17 protein-coding genes are annotated in these 18516 nt (G+C 48.4%); 12 read left to right on the top strand and 5 right to left on the bottom strand.

What is annotated here, in order from left to right; all coding sequences use genetic code 11:
* The first annotated feature begins 84 nt into the window (after nucleotides 1-84).
* From ctaD to NYE29_RS07285, 5 genes are all read left to right on the top strand, one after another.
* Entirely contained in the window at nucleotides 85-1923 is a 1839-nt protein-coding gene (gene ctaD / locus NYE29_RS07305) for a cytochrome c oxidase subunit I (protein WP_340899638.1), read from the top strand.
* A 6-nt stretch (nucleotides 1924-1929) separates the two neighbouring features.
* Nucleotides 1930-2556, top strand: a complete 627-nt coding sequence (locus NYE29_RS07300; protein WP_340895111.1) for a cytochrome (ubi)quinol oxidase subunit III — start codon at nucleotides 1930-1932, stop codon at nucleotides 2554-2556.
* A 2-nt stretch (nucleotides 2557-2558) separates the two neighbouring features.
* Nucleotides 2559-2882 carry a cytochrome C oxidase subunit IV family protein gene (locus tag NYE29_RS07295; RefSeq protein ID WP_038585393.1) on the top strand — a complete coding sequence of 108 codons (324 nt, stop codon included), beginning with the start codon at nucleotides 2559-2561 and terminating at the stop codon, nucleotides 2880-2882.
* 14 nt (nucleotides 2883-2896) lie between these two features.
* Complete coding sequence (gene ctaG / locus NYE29_RS07290; protein WP_076113732.1) at nucleotides 2897-3823, top strand: cytochrome c oxidase assembly factor CtaG; 927 nt, start codon at nucleotides 2897-2899, stop codon at nucleotides 3821-3823.
* A gap of 154 nt (nucleotides 3824-3977) precedes the next feature.
* Nucleotides 3978-4442 carry a DUF420 domain-containing protein gene (locus NYE29_RS07285; protein WP_076113733.1) on the top strand — a complete coding sequence of 155 codons (465 nt, stop codon included), beginning with the start codon at nucleotides 3978-3980 and terminating at the stop codon, nucleotides 4440-4442.
* Between the two features lie 90 nt (nucleotides 4443-4532).
* On the opposite strand, the gene NYE29_RS07280 is transcribed toward NYE29_RS07285, so the two are convergent.
* Genes NYE29_RS07280 through NYE29_RS07270 form a run of 3 tightly spaced genes read right to left on the bottom strand, consistent with a single transcriptional unit; the run spans nucleotide 4533 to nucleotide 8604 of the window.
* Nucleotides 4533-6122 (bottom strand): methyl-accepting chemotaxis protein, encoded by a 1590-nt coding sequence (locus NYE29_RS07280; protein WP_340895108.1) that lies wholly within the window; start codon nucleotides 6120-6122, stop codon nucleotides 4533-4535.
* A 29-nt stretch (nucleotides 6123-6151) separates the two neighbouring features.
* Nucleotides 6152-8146, bottom strand: a complete 1995-nt coding sequence (locus NYE29_RS07275; protein WP_340895106.1) for a chemotaxis protein CheA — start codon at nucleotides 8144-8146, stop codon at nucleotides 6152-6154.
* 29 nt (nucleotides 8147-8175) lie between these two features.
* A complete protein-coding gene (locus tag NYE29_RS07270) occupies nucleotides 8176-8604 on the bottom strand; it encodes a chemotaxis protein CheW (RefSeq protein ID WP_076113736.1) in 429 nt (142 codons plus the stop codon).
* A gap of 204 nt (nucleotides 8605-8808) precedes the next feature.
* Between NYE29_RS07270 and NYE29_RS07265 the strand changes: the two genes are divergently transcribed.
* Nucleotides 8809-9774, top strand: a complete 966-nt coding sequence (locus tag NYE29_RS07265) for a tyrosine-type recombinase/integrase (RefSeq protein WP_038585405.1) — start codon at nucleotides 8809-8811, stop codon at nucleotides 9772-9774.
* Nucleotides 9775-10151: 377 nt separating this feature from the next.
* Here NYE29_RS07265 and NYE29_RS07260 read toward each other — a convergent pair whose 3' ends face one another.
* Nucleotides 10152-10934, bottom strand: a complete 783-nt coding sequence (locus NYE29_RS07260) for an MBL fold metallo-hydrolase (RefSeq protein WP_340895103.1) — start codon at nucleotides 10932-10934, stop codon at nucleotides 10152-10154.
* A 228-nt stretch (nucleotides 10935-11162) separates the two neighbouring features.
* Between NYE29_RS07260 and NYE29_RS07255 the strand changes: the two genes are divergently transcribed.
* Genes NYE29_RS07255 through NYE29_RS07235 form a run of 5 tightly spaced genes read left to right on the top strand, consistent with a single transcriptional unit; the run spans nucleotide 11163 to nucleotide 15438 of the window.
* Nucleotides 11163-11891, top strand: coding sequence for a hypothetical protein (locus NYE29_RS07255; protein ID WP_340895102.1), 729 nt, complete (start codon nucleotides 11163-11165; stop codon nucleotides 11889-11891).
* A gap of 17 nt (nucleotides 11892-11908) precedes the next feature.
* Entirely contained in the window at nucleotides 11909-12304 is a 396-nt protein-coding gene (locus NYE29_RS07250) for a GntR family transcriptional regulator (RefSeq protein WP_038585414.1), read from the top strand.
* A 16-nt stretch (nucleotides 12305-12320) separates the two neighbouring features.
* Nucleotides 12321-13250: an ABC transporter ATP-binding protein gene (locus NYE29_RS07245; RefSeq protein WP_340895098.1), complete on the top strand. Its 930-nt coding sequence runs from the start codon at nucleotides 12321-12323 to the stop codon at nucleotides 13248-13250.
* 3 nt (nucleotides 13251-13253) lie between these two features.
* A complete protein-coding gene (locus NYE29_RS07240) occupies nucleotides 13254-14156 on the top strand; it encodes an ABC transporter ATP-binding protein (protein WP_076113740.1) in 903 nt (300 codons plus the stop codon).
* Nucleotides 14149-15438: an ABC transporter permease gene (locus NYE29_RS07235; RefSeq protein WP_076113741.1), complete on the top strand. Its 1290-nt coding sequence runs from the start codon at nucleotides 14149-14151 to the stop codon at nucleotides 15436-15438. Before NYE29_RS07240 ends, NYE29_RS07235 begins: the two co-directional genes overlap by 8 nt.
* Before the next feature lie 923 nt (nucleotides 15439-16361).
* On the opposite strand, the gene NYE29_RS07230 is transcribed toward NYE29_RS07235, so the two are convergent.
* Nucleotides 16362-17555 carry a Shedu anti-phage system protein SduA domain-containing protein gene (locus NYE29_RS07230; RefSeq protein ID WP_340895095.1) on the bottom strand — a complete coding sequence of 398 codons (1194 nt, stop codon included), beginning with the start codon at nucleotides 17553-17555 and terminating at the stop codon, nucleotides 16362-16364.
* Nucleotides 17556-17845: 290 nt separating this feature from the next.
* Between NYE29_RS07230 and NYE29_RS07225 the strand changes: the two genes are divergently transcribed.
* Nucleotides 17846-18496, top strand: a complete 651-nt coding sequence (locus tag NYE29_RS07225; RefSeq protein ID WP_340895094.1) for a hypothetical protein — start codon at nucleotides 17846-17848, stop codon at nucleotides 18494-18496.
* Nucleotides 18497-18516 lie beyond the last annotated feature (20 nt).

Raw genomic sequence — 18516 nt, 5'->3', positions numbered from 1 at the left:
CGTATCTTGGCTCAAACAGCGCAATCCTTGAATCCTTCCGGGCCCTTGAGGCATGGCCACAGCGTTAAACGGCATACCGGAATCATGGACTGGATTACCACCGTCGATCATAAGAAGATTGCAATTTTGTACCTTTGGGCCGGAGGGATCTTTTTTGGCATCGGCGGGCTGGAGGCCATTCTGATCCGCATCCAGCTGATCAAGCCGATGAATACCTTTCTGGATGCCCAGACCTTTAACGAATTGATTACGATGCATGGGACAACGATGATTTTTCTCGGGGTCATGCCGGTCATTTTCGCACTGATGAATGCGGTTATCCCGCTGCAGATCGGTGCGCGCGACGTAGCTTTTCCTTTTCTGAATGCGCTTGGCTTCTGGACGTTTCTGTTCGGCGGCATTCTGCTTAATCTCAGCTGGGTTATGGGGGGAGCGCCCGATGCCGGCTGGACCGCTTATACCCCACTGTCCTCCAGCTCCTACAGCACCACCCACGGGGTGGATTTCTACACGATCGGCTTGCAGATTGCCGGGCTAGGCACACTAATCGGCGGCATTAACTTCCTGGCTACGATCATTACGATGCGGGCTCCAGGAATGTCATTTATGCGGATGCCGATGTTCGCCTGGGCTACCTTTATCACTTCCGCTATTATCCTGTTCGCTTTTCCCGCAGTTACAGTAGGGCTTGTGCTGCTAACCTTCGACCGGATTCTCGGCGCCAATTTCTTTGAGACCAGCGGCGGCGGCAATCCGGTACTCTGGCAGCATATTTTTTGGATCTTTGGTCATCCCGAAGTGTATATTCTGATTCTTCCGGCCTTCGGCATTATCTCCGAGGTCATCCCGACGTTCTCGCGTAAGCGGCTGTTCGGGTACAGCTCCATGGTCTTTGCGACGATCCTGATCGCCTTCCTTGGCTTCATGGTCTGGGCGCATCATATGTTCACCACCGGCCTCGGACCGGTAGCGAACGCCTTGTTCTCTGTATCCACGATGCTGATCGCCGTTCCGACAGGAATCAAAATTTTCAATTGGCTGTTCACGATGTGGGGCGGGCAAGTACGCTTTACCACCCCGAATTTATTCGCGGTCGGCTTTATTCCAACCTTCACCATGGGCGGGGTTACAGGTGTCATGCTGGCTTCTGCTCCTGCCGATTTCCAGTTTCATGACACGTATTTTGTTGTTGCCCATTTTCACTATGTAATTGTCGGCGGCCTGGTGCTCGGCTTGTTCGCGGGCCTGCATTATTGGTGGCCTAAAATGTTCGGAAGAATGCTGAGCGAACACCTGGGCAAATGGACCTTCTGGACCTTTATCATCGGGTTTCACATGACCTTTTTTGTACAGCATTTCCTGGGGCTTATGGGGATGCAGCGCCGCGTATTTACGTATTTGCCGAATCAGCAATTCGACCTGCTTAATTTGATCAGTACGATCGGGGCAGGGCTTATGGGTGTAGGAATGCTGTTTTTCCTGGCCAATGTCTTCATCACTTCCAGAAAGCAGGCAGATGCGGCGGATGATCCGTGGGAAGACGGACGGACGCTGGAATGGACCATTTCCTCACCGCCTCCGGAATACAATTTCAAGCAAACACCGCTGGTGCGCGGTCTGGATGCTTTCTGGAAGGAAAAAACAGCCGGACACAAGGGCATGACGCCATCCGAACCGGTAGGCTCCATTCATATGCCTTCAGCGACGGTGCACCCGTTCCTGATGTCGGTTGGTATCTTTATTGCCGGACTTGGCTTTATGTTCAGCCGTGATGATTTTGGCAACAGCTTTATGAGTTTTCTCTTTAATAACTATATCGTTACGGCGCTGGGTCTTCTGATAACCTTCGGGTCGATGCTGATGCGCTCGCTCTTTGATGATCATGGCTGGCATATCGAACCCGAAGAGCTGGAAGGAAGGTGAACCGACATGACAACGGCACATGCTGAAGCTGCAAAAGGCACTCTCCCGCACGAACCGGAAAAAGCGACGGCGGAAGGCCGCAACAAAGTGCTGGCCTTCTGGCTGTTCCTTGGTGGAGAAGCGGTGCTTTTCGGCACCTTGTTCGCTACGTTCCTGGCGCTGCGAAACCAGACGAATGACGGTCCGTCTGCGAACGAATTGTTCCATCTGCCGCTGGTTGCCGCTGCAACCTTCCTGCTGCTGGTGAGCAGCCTGACGAGCGTATTCGCCATTCAGGCGATGCACCGGAACCAGCCCGCTTTGCTGCGGAACTGGCTGCTGGTTACTGTAGTGCTTGGCGCGGCCTTTCTCGGGCTGGAAATCTACGAATTCAGCGAGTATATAAGACACGAGAAATTCGGGATGACTACCAGTGCATTCAGCTCGGCGTTCTATACACTGGTCGGGTTCCACGGTGCTCACGTTGCTTTCGGGATTGTGTGGATCGCCGTGCTGATCGGGCAGCTGAGCTATAAAGGGCTGACGGTGGTCACGGCACCGAAGATTTATGTGTCCGCGATGTATTGGCATTTTATCGATGTGGTATGGGTGTTTATCTTCACGGTTGTTTACCTGCTCGGAAAGGTGGGTTAGCTATGGCGACAGAACAGCGTTCTCCGGATAGCGCGGTGAAGCACCGCCACCGGCAGGAAGGGCCACAGCGGCATATCGTGGTGTTTATCTTCTCTGTTATTCTGACGCTGATTGCCTTTGCAGCTGTTGCGGCCGGAGGAGTCAACGCGACCTTTGCTGTGATTCTGCTGCTGGTCATGGCGGTTCTGCAGGTTTTTCTGCAGATGGGCTTCTGGATGCATCTGAAGGACAAGGGGCATTTGATACCGATTCTATTTATGCTGGGCGGCTTTTTTATCGCCGGAACCTGCATTATCATGGCACTGTATTGGGTTTGGTGGGATTAAGGAGGCTTCTGATCATGCTGGGATTACAATATTTCAGCTTTGAGGATTTGTGGAGTCCGCTTTTTCTGGCGGTCCTGCTGCTGCTGACGGCCGGATATTTCGTATTGATCGGTCCGCTTGCCGGTCGGTTCTCCGGTGCTTCTGCAGTTCCTGTATGGCGCAGGGGTTTGTTTCTTAGCGGAATGCTGGCTCTTTACCTTGCGCAGGGCGGGCCGGTCAGCCTGCTGGGCCATATCTTCTTTTCCTTCCATATGGTCAGTATGGCGCTGTCCTATCTGGTGGCGGTGCCGCTGATTATGCTCGGGATTCCGGACTGGGTCTGGCGTGCTTTTCTTAAGGTGAACCCATTGCGGCGTTTTGCCTTTCTGGCACAGCCGGTGGTAGCGGCCCTTCTGTTCAACGGACTGTTCTCGCTTTACCATATTCCAGTGGTTCATGATTACGTGATGCTGCATTTTACGGTTCACCGGCTCTATTACGGCCTGCTTTTTCTGACCTCTATCCTCATGTGGTGGAATCTGATAAATCCTCTGCCGGAGTGCCGGAAACTTGGCGGCCTTGGCCAGGTAGGCTTTATCTTCCTGAATATGGTGCTGCTGACACCGGCCTGCGGGCTGATTATTTTTGCGGGGACTCCCCTATATGCCACGTACAGTGATCCAGACACCTGGGCGCGGGCGATGGGCTACTGTGTATCGGGAAATCCTGCTTCATTGCTGCAGACGTTCGGTGGTCCGGCGTTCTTCGGATGGCTGTCGCCCAAGGTCGATCAGCAGGTGGGGGGCATCGCCATGAAGTTCATTCAGGAATTTATTTTTGCCTCGATGCTTGCTTATGTGTTCTATCATTGGTATAAAAAAGAGAACGGGCAAGACGATGCGGAGGTTTCCGCGCCATCCGCCGAACCGGGGGATGGCTACTTGAAATACAAGGAAGGTTGAGTCACACACCTGAATTATCCTTGTATTTCTAAAGCAACGGATACCTGAGAGCGATACAGAGTATTGTTGGCATCGGAAGCATACGCTCTGCAAAGAACAATGTAGCGGCTTCTTCTTGCTCGTGCATAGCTGGCGAGCGCCGAGGGGGATAATCATGGATATTTTCACATTGTTTCCAACGATCAGCACATCTTTCATCGTAATCAGCGCGTTGCTGGTGGCGGTTGGCTGGAGACAAATCATTAAGGGCAAGCGCGAAGCGCACAAGAAAACAATGATTGCCGCCGCTGTTGCTGCCATCTTGTTTTTCATTGTGTATGTGTCCAGAACGGCATTCGTAGGCAACACATCCTGGGGTGGACCGGCCGATTTGTCGACGCTCTACCACATCTTTCTGATTTTCCATATCGTGCTGGCGACGGTAGCCGCCGTATTCGGCATCACTACGCTGACGCTGGGTTTCAAGGCTCAATTTGCCAAACACCGGAAATGGGGAAGAGTGACTGCTGTCATCTGGTTTATTACTGCTATTACGGGTGTCGCTGTGTATGTTCTGCTGTACATCTTTTATCCGGGCGGGCACACAAAGCCGGTCTGGCAAATTATTTTAGGTGCCTGATCTGACACTGTAAAAGTACCAAAAGACCTGTGAGGCCTGCGGTTCCGCTTTGGAACTTGCAGGTTCACAGGTCTTTTGTTCAAATATAGGCTACAGGCGGAAGGAGGAGACGGTGCTCTGCAGCTCCTCGGCCAGGCTGGCCAGAGATTGGGCGGAAGATGCAGACTCCTCGCTGCTTGCGGCAGACTGTTGGGTGGTGGCAGAAATATTCTCGACAGCGGCCAGCACATTGGTCGACTGTGCCGCTTGCTCTTCACTGGCAGCAGCGATCTCGGAAATTTTCTGGCCGGCGTTATTCACCATCGTGACGATCTTGTGAAAAGAGACGCCGGTTTTCTGCGACAATTCGGCACTTTCCTGTACGGCGCTTACACTGTAGCGTGTGTTCGCCTGCATGCCCTTGATGATGCCTGTAATCTGCTTGGTGGCCTCGCCGCTGCGTTCGGCAAGCTTCCGCACCTCATCGGCAACCACGGCGAAGCCGCGTCCCTGCTCTCCGGCCCTTGCGGCTTCAATAGCTGCGTTAAGCGCGAGCAGATTTGTCTGATCAGCGATATCCTCGATGACATCGATAATGTCCCCGACCTTTTGGGAGTCCTCCTCCAGCCGGGCCATCTGCCCGCTGACAGACTGCATGCTCTCCATAGATTCCTGAATGATGCTGTTGCCATCTTCGGCAATCAGCACAGTTTCATCCGAGATGACCGAGGCCTGTTCGGTGTTCTGCGCTACGGAGTGGATGGCGCTGGAGAGCTCTTTAAATAATTCGCTGATCGTTCCGGCATCATTCGCAGTGCTTGTGCTGCCGCTGGCTATCTCCTGTGTACTGGCGGAAATCTCTTCTGCGGCGGCGGACAGGCTTTGGGAATGCATAAGAATGGACCCGACAGTCCGGCGAAGATTGCTGACCATCTCATTGACCTTAAACGCCAGCATGCCGATTTCATCTTTGGTGTCGATCTCCGTCTGGCTACGTAAGTCGCCATCAGCTACCTTGGAGAGGATCTGGACTACCTTAGCCAGCGGCTTCGAGATGATTCGGGAGATCATATAGCCGAGCAGGATGCACAGCATCACGGCAGCTACAACGACAGCAAGCGTAATAGTCCGCGAGGAGTTGTACAGGGATGCTCCATCCTGTTTGGCCTGATCCGCTTCTTTGATATTGATGCTGATCAGATTGTTGATGATTTGCTTTAGGGCATCCGCTTCATTGGCCAGAGTGGTGCTGCGGAGCGTGTCCAGCAGTTCGTCGTCCCGCTGGGCAAGGGATGCGCTGATCAGGGATTCATAAGTATTCAAATATTCGTTCCAGGCAGCTTCGAATGGAGCGATCGCCTGGATGGAGTCTTCGCTGAGCTTTGTTTTGCGGAAGGCTGCGATGCTATCCAGCACATTCTGCTTTTCAGTTTCATAGTCTTCCACGCGCTGCTTCCGTTCCGCAGGCGTTTCTTTAATATACAGATCCCGGGCGATGCCGCGCATACTGGTGAAGCTGTTCTGGGAGCTTTGAAGAGAGGAGACAGGCACCAGATTGTTCGTATACATATCATCAAGACTGTCATTGATTGAACCCAGATTGTTCAGACCATAAAGACCCACGAAGGCCAAAATGACAGCAACCACCAAAAAGGATGAGATTAACTTCACGCTTGTTTTTAAATTATAAAACCATTTCATACCCGATTCCCCCAGTGATCATGAATTTGTTAAACCAAAGAACCTGCTTTGAAAAACAGACTTGCGGTGTCGATGATGAGTGCGATTTTGCCGTTTCCCAGGATGGTGGCCCCTGAAGTGCTGTCTGACTTGCCTATGTATGAGCCTAGCGTTTTAATTACAATGTCCTGATTGCCGACAAGCGTATCCACTGCCAGAGCCAGCCGTTTCTCCCCGCGCCCCAGAATGATCAGCGGGATCGAAGATGCAGTTGTCTCCGCTCTTGGAATCCCCAGGCAATCATGCAGCCAGACCACCGGGACGAGCTGGTTGCGTGCTGTAATAACCGGTTGGCCCCGAACGGTCTTGATCTCACCGTAAGCGGTGCGGATAATTTCGGCCACACTGCTCATGGGAATGACAAAAGTCGCATTGCCGGCATTTACCAGAAGCCCCCGAATGATAGCCAGAGTAAAGGGCAGGCGGATACGGAACCGGGTGCCTTGCCCTTTAGTGGTCTCAATATCAATCATTCCGTTAATCCGTTCAATATCATTGCGGACAATATCCATCCCTACCCCGCGGCCGGAGATATCGCTTACTTGAGCGGCAGTAGAAAAGCCGGGTCTGAAAATAAGGCGCAGCGCTTCATCCTCATTCATGTAACGGGCCTCTTCGGCTGTGATGATGCTCTTATTGATGGCGGATTGGAGGATGGCCTCGGCATCGATTCCAGCCCCGTCGTCCTCAATGACGAGGATGACCTGATTATCCTCATGGGAGGCGGCAACCCGGACGGTGCCTGTTTCACTTTTGCCCGCGCTACGCCGGATTTCCGGGGTTTCTATGCCGTGATCCAGCGCATTCCGCAGAAGATGGATAAGCGGGTCGCCGAGTTCCTCAATTAGTGTCCGGTCCAGCTCTGTTTCCTTGCCTTCAATGACCAGCTCGATCTGCTTGTTCAGCGAGTATGACAAATCTCTGACCATGCGCGGCAGCCGGTTGAACAGCTGCTCTATAGGCAGCATCCGTACCTTGATCATATTCTCCTGCAGTTCACGGGTGATCGTCGACAGATGATCGGCCAACTGTCCCAGCTCCTCTGTCAGGCCATTGGCTCCGTATTGCCCGTGAAATCTGCGGTTCAGGAGATGGAACCTGGTTTGATCAATTACCAATTCACCCGCCAGGTTCATCAGCTTTTCCAGCCGCTCAATATGTACGCGAATGGTTTGGGGCTTTATCTTGTCAGCAGTAGCCGGCAGTGCCTCCAGCGGGTCCGGGAGGCCCCGGCTCTCCGGTTCCGGCTGCGCCGGATTTTTTTCTTCAGCAGGCTGAAGTGAGCTGTCCTTCACTTCTTCTATGTAGATACTCTCAACATCCATGATGGAGGAGATCTGCTGCCGGAGTTCCTCGATATTCCTCTTGGGGGACAGCATCCAGGATGCACCATCGACCCTGCTGTCATGGGCTTCAATCTCTTCCAGCTCCGGCTTCATTCTAAGGACCGTGGCGAGGTCCCGCAGCTTGGCGTCGATAAGATGTAGACGTGGCAGCTTCATTTCACAGGCCGGGGAGAGCCATACATGAAGCCAGAAAAGCTGTAGCGGAGTTTCAGTTTTGTTTGGCTGTACAGCCGGACCTCGGTCATGTCCATGCAGTCCCTGCGCACCAAATGTCTTGAGCCTCTGAATCAGCTCGGATACGTCTGTCGTCTCATGGTCTGCAGCGGCGATTTCACTTTGCAGCGATCGCATTCCATCCAGTGCCTGGAAGAACAGGCGGATAAGCTCATCCGTTACTTGCCGCTCCCCGTTCCTCATTTGGTGAAGCAGATGCTCAAGATGGTGTGTGACCTCCTTCAGCCTGTTGTAACCCATGGACGCCGAGGAGCCTTTGAGGGTATGGGCTGCCCGGAAGAATTGCTGTATTCCGTCTTCCGTCTCCCCTATCTGCTCCAGCCGGAGAACTTCATCTTCGATCAGTTGCAGCTGCTCCTCCAGTTCTTCAAGAAAAATTCCCCGATATTCTGATAAGTCAACCATAATTCACCTTCTCTCCGTGTAGCCTCCGGTTATTCGCGCAGCAGTATCTCATCCAGCTTCAGAATTCCGACCAGACCCGAAGAAGAGAAGCCTATTCCGGTGAAGAAGGAACCGCTGATTCCGGAGACACTGTCCGGTGCGGGCTGAATATCATTGAACGTAGTCACTTTATTCACGTTGTCAACAATGACACCAATGGATTCCTCCAGGTGATGAACCACCAGGATGCGTGTATGCTTAGTCTCGGCAATTTCCGCCATATCCAGCAGCACCCTCAGGCTTAGCACCGGCACAATTTTCCCTCTCAGATTGATAATGCCCTTAACGTAGTAGTGGCCGTTTGGAATATCCGTAATTTCCTGCATTCTTATAATTTCATGAACATCGGAGATGGGGATGGCATAATGCTCGTTGTCCACCCCGAATTCGACATATTGTTTCTGTGTGGCAGCCTCCATATTTTACCTCCGTTCTCTCAAATAAGTGATTAAGCAGCCGCTCCTCAGGCGCTGGGTTCCTTCCTCCTTTTCTTAACAATTCATTAGCATGTTACTCCTGATGTGTCTCTGGTCCTTCTCGACGTGAGGAAATGAGACAAAAAACCGGAAAGATGTCGTACAATATCACTTATGCGACATTTTTAATCATAGAGGAGCAATGAAATGACAATAAAACAAGCAGAATTGAGCAACGCCCAGTTAGGTTTGGTTTACTCTGGGGAGGGCAATTTCAGTGACGATCAGATTGTTCAGATGTTTGTGGCAACCTGCTGTGCCAATGCAAATACACGTCGTAATTATAGGCGGGCGATTGCTGATTTCCGTAAATTCATAGTTGGCACATCCTTGCAGGAGGTTACCTGGAGGGAGATTGAGGCGTATAAATTCTTTCTGACCCAGGGAGGTTACAGCTATCCTAAGCAACTGGCGCCGGCAAGTATTGCCGCGTTCCTCGCACCTTTGAAATCATTTTATAAATGGGGCAGTGATCAGCATATTGGCATCTTTGCAGCTAATCCGACCTCAAGTGTGCGGATTCCCAAAATTACGATTACCAGCCGAAAAAATTTCTTAACCAAAAGAGAGGTGGGGGATTTGCTGGGGGAGCTCCAGACGCAGGGCCTGCGCAATTACCTGATTGGGCTGACGCTGGTGATGCTGGGGCTTCGTGTATCTGAGCTGACGGCGATGAAATGGGGGGATTTTCACACAGATCCGCTGGAAACCTCTCTCTGGCTGACCATCGCGAATGCTAAAGGCGGCAAACGCAGAGAGATCAAGGTACCGCCGACCCTTTGGCAGCTGTACTCCCAATTATCCAGCGCCATTGCCGGGAAAGGTGATCCTGCCCCGGAGCTTCTGATGTTCCCGTTATCATCAAGACAAGTAGAGCGGATTATCAAGACAGCCGGAGAGGCGAGCTCAATTGAGAAAAAGCTTACTCCACATTGGCTGCGCCACACCAATGCCACACTTGCGTTGCTGCAGGGCGCCTCACTACAGCAGGTGCAGGAATCGCTGGGGCATTCCCACATCAATACTACTCAGCGGTATCTCCATACCGTGCAGCAAATTCAAAAGGCTGCCCCTGATTTTGTAGAGGACAGCCTGCGGATTTTTATTCAATAAGACAAAGTTTTACAAAATACGCTAGTATTTCTGGGAAGTTCCTATACAGCAGTATGGATATGCCCTATAATGAATGCATAATCGCTTCGTAATGCGCAAGTACGCAGAAGCCTATTTTTTTTCGGGAAAAATGTCGCATAAGTGATATTGTACGACAAAATATGGCACGATATACATAAATCTTGAATTTTAAATTGTAGTATTTAATGGGATTACTGAGAGACTGTGCCTGCGCCATGCGAATGGATGCTTTGGACAGTCCCTCTTTGCCTTAACAGGATTGGGCGTGAGCGTCTTCTGAGTCTGAACTCCTTCACAAGCCGCGAGATTGGGCAATATAACGGAACTTTAGTCCGCATGATCACAGACGTTCCGTATCAGAACTGCACACTAAAGCCGTTAAATGTGTGAATCCCTGTGCCGAAATGAACCAGTTCATGTTCCCGCAGAAACTTAACCGCCAGCTTCACTTCCTCCAGAATCTCCGCTTCTAGACCCAGTGTATTATGTGAACCGTAAACTTTGTTGATTCCGTCTAATGCAGCCATTCTCTCCAGGGAATTGACCAAATCTGCAGGATTTGTTGAAGGATAAAAAGCATACACAGGCGTCTCATCATACAGCAGATCACCCGTAAACAAATAACCGCGGTCTTTATCCACAAAGCATACATGGCCCGGAGAATGCCCGGGAGTGTGGTACACCTTAAGTGTTCTGCCGCCCAGAGAGATGAGGTCCCCATCGCTTAATAAGCCGGCTGGCTCACCCTGAAAAGGCTTGTAAGCGTCCGGGTCAAAGCCCTCCGGCACAGGCCGGGTCAGATCTCTGCCGATGTCCCTGCGGATTTGCCCGATAGACAAACCCTGAATGCCATGGACCAGCCAGTCCTTATCCGCTTCATGGACATAAATACTGCTGAATAGTCCATGGCCGCCGATATGGTCCGTATGTACATGAGTGGTGAGCACTTCAATCGGCAAGCGGGTCAGCTGATCCGTTATTTCTTTGATATTGCCGATGCCAAGACCGGTATCAATCAGCGCAGCTTTTTCCTCCCCCAGCAGCAGAAAGGAATGCACCTTCTCCCAATGCCCGTATTCGCTGATTGCGAATGTGGCTTCATCTATTTGCTGAACAGTAAACCATGGGTCACTAATCATATGAACCTCCCCGATACTTGAGTATTTTCTCTAGAGTAGCCTACAATCTCTGCTGATTCCTACTTTATAGCCGATTGAAATTTATTACAAATGATTCTTGACAATGGAAAAAACAGGTCATATACTGTGTATATAGATATATACAGTAAGCACAGAGAGATACACACTGAACCGTGTCTATCCGCTGCAGCCTACCGCAGGAGAAACAACAAAGCGAGGTTAAAGGTAATGACAATATTTAGAGACGCCTGGGTGCTGGTCCGTGCAGATTTCCGCGGTGACAAGCTGAACATAGTGAGGGCCCTGCTGTTTTCCATTATCTTTATGGGATATATGGCGGCTATGACTGTAATGGTCACGGAAGATGCGCTGAGCGGAAGTGACGGAAGGCTGATGTCCGACTTCCTGCTGATTTCTATGATTCCCATGCTGGGCTTCACGTTCTCGCGACGTACCATGAAATATTTAAGTGAAGACTCCTACACCCGGATGTTGGCCTATATGCGGAGTTTGCCTGTTCCGTCTGCGGTGATCCTGTGCAAAAGAAAGCTGGATGCAATGTTCTCATTTTGTCTGAATGGCGTATTGTTCTTCGGTTTAATGTACGCCATTAGTGACGATATACGCAGCCAGCTGCCAGGGACTTCATACGTTGCGTTTGCATTTACCTGGATCGGTTATGGCCTGATGATGACTGGCATCTATATTTTTGTGGAGTTTCTGGTTAGCGGCAAAGCGTACTTTTGGATCACCCTGGCCCTGATGACGTCGTCCTTCGGGGTTGCGCTGCTGATTCAATGGGCGGATGGAAATTTGTTTCTGTACAGCGTCTCCTGCTCGAAGGAATGGGGGCTGTTATCTCCGCTGATGTGGGGAACGCTGCTGCTGGGCACGGTATCCGTGCAATTATTTTCCAAATTGACGATACACCGGCTTAAAAGCCGCGATCTCGTATGAGAGGGCGGAGGTAACTTATGTGGATACCGATACAGATTAACGAGAACAGTGCCGAGCCGCTGTACCATCAGATCGAAACCCAGCTCCGGTCGCTGATCATCAGCGGAGGCATCACGGAAGGGACACTGCTTCCCTCCATACGTGAATTTGCCGGAGATCTGAAATGCAGCGTGATCACCGTCCGCCGGGTCTATCAGGATCTGGAGAATGAGGGGCTGCTGCGGACAAGACAGGGAACCGGAACCTTTGTCTCCCATGTGGGCGACGGGGCGATGGAAGAATACAAACGGGATGCCGTCCGTAAAGCTCTGGAAAGTGCGGTGGATGTTGGCCTGTCGGTCCAATGCAGTGAAGAGGAACTGACGGGAATATTTGTGGAGATTGTAAAAGACAAATACAACAAACAGGAATGAAAGGTGGGTTCATCTCATGGTACAGCAGGCCATAGAGCTGCGGAATGTAAGCAAGAAGTGGCGCAGCAGGACGATAGGGCCGCTTAATCTGAATTTCCCGCAAGGCTATATTACCGCACTGGTGGGCCAGAACGGCTCCGGCAAGAGCACGTTACTTCATATGCTGCTGCAGCTGACCTTTCCGGAGGAAGGCGAGATCCTCTGGTTTGAACAGCAGCACAAGGCAGGTCTGCCGCTTGAACTACGCCAGAGCATTGCCTATGTGCCGGAAACCCCGCTAACGGAGGAGAATTACTGGACCTCAGATGAGGCCGCCGAATTCCGCCGGCATTGGTACCCTTCCTGGGATCATAGCTACTTTCAGGAGCTGCAGGATAAATTTGAAGTACCGAGGGGAGCCAAGCTGGGCAAGATGTCCAAAGGTGAACGCCGTAAATTCGAGATTGCCGCTGCGCTGGCTTCCCGGCCCCGGCTGCTGCTGCTGGATGAGCCCTCCTCGGGTCTCGACCCCTTCGCCTGGAAGAGTATGATTGAGTCGATCCGCAAGTATATGGATGAGAGCGATGCGACCGTTGTTATCTCCACCCATATCGTCGAGGAGGTTCGGCGGCTGGCTGATTTTATTGTACTGATGCATCGGGGACAGCTGCTTGGAATGGCGGAGAAGGACAGCCTGTTTGGTTCATGGAGCGAGGTGTGGGTGGGCGTGCAGGATGAGGAAGAGCTTAGGGAACTGGTGGCTGAATTGCCGGGGGCTCAGCAGTTTGCACTGGAGACACCGGGAGTCGCTTCATTTATAACCCAGCAATTTAATCAGAATGAGAAACGCATTCAGGACTTGGGCGTAAAGGTTATCAAGAGCCGCAGTCTGGAGCTGGATGAGATTTTAAGCTTATGGACACAAGGACATCGTCCGATCCTGATCGACCAGAAGAGAGGGGACTAACGAATGGAAGCTTTGAAGCTTGAACAGGTAGTAAAGCAGTATGGAGACAAAACCGCAGTAAACAAAATTAATCTAAAAGTAGAGCAAGGTGAGATTTACGGCCTGCTCGGAGCCAATGGCGCCGGCAAAACAACAACAATGCGCATGGTGCTTGGCCTGATCTATCCCGACGAGGGCAAGATTCTCTACAACGGCAAGTCCTATAGCAATGAGCTGCAGCATCTGATGGGCTATCTGCCGGAAGAACGCGGACTGTACCCGAAGGTGAAGGTGAGCGACCAGATTATTTATCTGGCCCGGCTGCGCGGCATGGCGGCAGGCGATGCGGACAAGAGCCTGCGTTATTGGCTGGACCGCTTTGAGGTCCCGGAATACTACAATAAGAAAATTGAAGAGCTCTCCAAGGGGAATCAGCAGAAAATGGGCTTTATCGCCGCGGTTGTCCATAAACCGCAAATCCTGATTCTCGATGAAGCTTTCAGCGGGCTTGATCCCGTCAATGTGGAGCTGCTGAAGGATACCGTCCGCGAAATGCGGGATCAGGGCACCAGTATCCTGTTCTCTACACACCGGATGGAGCATGTTGAGGAGCTATGCCGCAACATTACTATTCTTGACCGTTCCAATACAGTGGTCCAGGGAGATATCCGCGAGATTAAGAAAGGCTACCCGCGCGAGGAGGTTATACTCCGCACAGTGGGCGAAGTGGCTGGCCTGGAAGGTATCGCCGGTGTAACAGCCGTCCAGCGGCAGGAACGGGGATATGTTCTTTCGATCCGCGAAATCGGTGCGGCCCAGCGCATTTTGCAGCATGCTGTTGCACAGGGCGAGGTAGAGCATTTTGAGATCAAGGAACCGACGCTAAACCAAATCTTTATTAGAGCGGTAGGTGAATCCAATGAATAAAATGGGGACGATTATCGGTTTTACATTCAAGAATAAAGTAAGAACCAAGGCATTTCTGATTACTACGCTGATTCTGGTGGTTCTGCTGAGCATCGGGATGAACATTCCGTATATGGTGAAGCTGTTCCAGGGAGACGACGGGTCCGCAAAGAACCAAGTGCAGATCGGAGTCGTGGCAGAGGATGGCAACCGCGTAGCTGAGCTCCTCCAAGCCTATAGTCCGCCTGAGGGCGTGACCCCGGTAACGATCAGTCCATATGCTACTGCCGATGATGCGGCGCTCAAGAAAGGACTGGACGAGGAAAACATCGAGGGCTATATCACATTGGGTGCACAGAGCGGTGAAGGCATTCCCGCAGTTACCTACTACAGCAAGAACGGTGAGATTGATTCGGATGTGCAGAGCTATCTGCAGAATGCACTGCAGCAAGCCAATACTCAGCTGATTGTAGGCGATAAGCTGACTGCGGAACAGGTGGCTGCGATGTACACCCCGGTATCCATTGGTACCCAGCAGATCAGCTCAGAAGGAGCAGGAAATGAAGGTACGGCAGAGGAATCACCGCCAATTATCAACTATGTGATTGTATATGCCCTGCTTATGCTGTTCTTTATGTCGATTATGATGACAGGCAATATGATCTCCGCCGAAATCACTTCGGAGAAAAGCTCCCGTATCATGGAAATCCTGATTACGAGTGCTGCACCACTGACGCAAATGTTCGGCAAAGTGATTGGCATCTTCCTGGTCGGCATCCTGCAAATTGCGATTATCTCCGCAGGCGTAGCCGCCAACCTTATGCTTCCGCATAATGCCAGTATCCTGACCGATTTTGATCTTGATCTGGGGCAGCTGGACATCAGTATCCTTCTATACGGACTGGTACTCTATATTCTGGGCTACTTCCTGTACGCCTTGATGTACGCAGCTGTAGGTTCCATTGTCAGCCGTACCGAGGACCTGGGCCAGGCGATCATGCCGATCCTTATGCTAGGCTTCGTCAATTTATATCTTCCGATGTTCAGCATCTCTGTCCCGGATACCCTGCTCGTTAAGGTAGCAAGCTTTGTTCCATTCACTTCTCCGCTCAGCATGCTGCTGCGTATTGGCGTTGGCGAGGTAGCGACCTGGGAGATTCTGGTCTCGATTCTCATCTTACTGGCAACCACCTTACTGTTCGGCTGGCTGGCCGCCAAGATCTACCGCACGGGAGTGCTGATGTACGGCAAACGCCCAAGCATCAAGGAGATCAGAAAAGCGATGAAGGCCTACAAAATTTAATTGGAATCATCAATATATGTGAGTAACCATTATAATTGAGACTGTTTTATGTGATAAATGAGACAGGTTTACAATACATGTTTGAGACAAATTGAACCCTTGAAACATCGAAAATGCTGATGTATCAAGGGTTTCTTTTTTTTTTATGAGTGTATGAAAGCTGACTATGTTGTTCGAAATGTATTCACAGTAATAATAAAAAATTCATTTATAAATCGGATAAATCGTTGTATTGTTAGTGTTTTGAAACTTATTAGGGAGTGGGAATAATGAATAAAAAACAACAACAAGATTTAGGAATACTGTTTGTAGTCTCTTTTCTTTCGCTAACAACGAGTCGAATTGTACATTCTAATGAGAGCAATTTGATAGACTTCACACAGGGAATTCTAACTGGTATAGGTATTATAGGTATGGTTCTGACTATCATAACCTTTGGCAAATATAGAAAGCGTAGTTAATAAGTACGTTTTCTGTTGCAGGAGATAATACAATTAATTATCAGGTCTATCGGCAGCCGAAGCGGTGACCTCTTCTGTTTAGATTGTAATAGAATAATGGTGCATGGTGAAGTTATCCATGAGGTATTAAATTGAGCTCAGTTGCAATTACCGACCGCATTTTTTATTCTAAGCTTTGCGCATAAAGGCTGTTACGAAGAAAATTCTAGCACTTCATTACTGAAGGAAATCGAGTAAGCAAAAAATACTATAGATTTCATTGGTGATAAACTCGGTATGAACAATAGGCTGTTTAAAGAATAAGACATAGAGAGACATTAAGCAATACACCGTTAAAGCTGGGAGTAAGATTTAAATTTGCTAACAGTAAACAGAAGAAAGCCGTTATCGAGGTCAAGCAATTCCCATTCGAAATGAATGAACTAAAAGATATTACAGCTTTAGTTAACTGTTTAAAAAGGATTATACTAGTAAATGTCCCATCACGGTGTCAATAATGTCATCATAAGTTAAAATTGAAATATTATTATAATCGGCCTCAATGGCACGCCAAACTTCTGAAGAAAACATTAATCTACGACCAATTACTAGGTACCTTTTAGGATAATAGACATTAATTCCATACGTATCCTTCACGTAACGACAATTTCGAGGGTCTTCAAAATACTGCCTATATGTTCGAGTCTGAGATATGTGAGAGTTTAATTCTGCAGAAAAGGATTCACGATTTACACGACCTACAGTAGCCTGCTCTGTTTTTAAATAGGGGAGTTTGAATTCGACAATGTCAGCATAACCGTTTGCATGAGATACAAAAAAGTCAGGACGAATAGCTGGAGAGGTACCCTCAGCCCATACACATTCCCTCTCATCAAAAACTTCAACACCGAAAAATGCCATCTTTAAAATAAAGTGGTGTTCGGGTTGAGCTAAAAACTGAGTTATCATTACCTCTATGACTTCATCAGAATTATAGAGTTCGATGAACCGATTAATAATTGATAGCTTACTATGCTGAAAACTTAATCGTTCAGGTATAATGTATTGTGCATCGCTAAATGCAGTGGATTCGGGATCAAAAAGAACCATATTTATTTTTTCTTCGGCTTCATTTACGTCCTCACGAGTTAGAGGGAGAAATTCCATCCATTTGATGTTACGAACTTTCAATTGAGTATTAACAACAGAGTAAAAATAGCAATTCCGAAGGCGAGTATGCTGATTCGTCAGTACCAGTTTGGGGCTATTTAATATGAAGATCATGTCTTGTGCAAGAAAATTCCAATTATTTTCAACTAGAATTGATGTAGCCTCAGGGGTAGCGTAATAAGTGTTGTCACTATGAGTATTCAATGATACTGGTGGGTCTTCTCGTCCTGTAGGGAAACCGACAATTTCTTCAAGAAAATCATTTGTTTCAGTAAAATCATAATATTTAATCTCTGTTTTCCACTCATCTAATATTTGGCGATCGTAAGGACCAATGTATTCAATGGCAAGGTGATCTCTACCTAAATAAAACCGAACTTCATCTGGATTAAATAGAAACGCGGGGATGTTTTTTAAATTAAAATCTTTCATTAAGCTGAATAATATTTGACCATAAGTATTTTGTATATATGAGTATGTTGATTCTGCGAACTCATAACCATCCATCATCAAAACAACCAACTTTCTAAATTAATAAGTATTGGAACGGTGATTAATTTTTTATGAAAAAATCAGTTCATTTAACCAAATCAATACTGTCTTTAAAGGACGATTTAAATATTCCTTGTCTATTTTAATACATTTTTTTCCTTCAGTTCAATAACTATTCTCTCATATTCCTTGTATTTAATTTAGATATTATATGTGAGAAGGAGCTGAGGAGTTTAATGCCTCTACAGATTAGGTCTACTAAAGATTTTCAAGGTATCAACATAAATTAGAAGGGGACATGATTTTTGAAGAAAAATAGCACAACTCCTAAAATTATTAAATTTGATGAAATTGAAACAGCAAGTAAATATATTAGAAAAAAGTATAGAGTGGGTGTTTGGGGATTAGGTATCCCAAAATTAGGAGATATAAATAAATTAAAAAGTGATTTAGTGAATGATCATTCAGAGTCAGAAATCATCACAATTAAGGCTAGTATTGATACTCAATTCGAACATTACAAGCAGCTTACGTCGATCATTGCTATCCTCGCTTTAATCTTCACTATGATATTTACTTCTATAAATACTCAAATCAATTTTACTATGAAACCGATGGATTGGATTTATAATGCTAATCAAGAATTGAATAAGGAACTAAATGAAAATTTAAAACCTGATGAAAGGACAGAAAACTTAATAAAACAAACTAATGAAATGGCTTCAGAATACCTTAAAGTTACAAAGGCAGCATTCAATGCTCTACAGATGAATATTTACATTATAGCTATCTTTTTAATTTTGATAATTTACACTTATTTTGGACGATTTCGTTGGATCGTACTAGTCAAAAATGTCATAGAAGAAGCACTGAAAGAGAAAAAAAGAGATAAAGATGAGTTGGAACGTAAAGTTAAGATTAGAGATGAACTGAGGAAGCAAAGGCTAATAAAATAAATATACTTTAAAGTACTTAA

This window comes from Paenibacillus sp. FSL M7-1046, assembly GCF_038007405.1.
GTDB lineage: Bacteria > Bacillota > Bacilli > Paenibacillales > Paenibacillaceae > Paenibacillus_AQ.
Note: the sequence above shows the minus strand (reverse complement) of the source record. Positions and strands in the feature narration are given on the sequence as shown.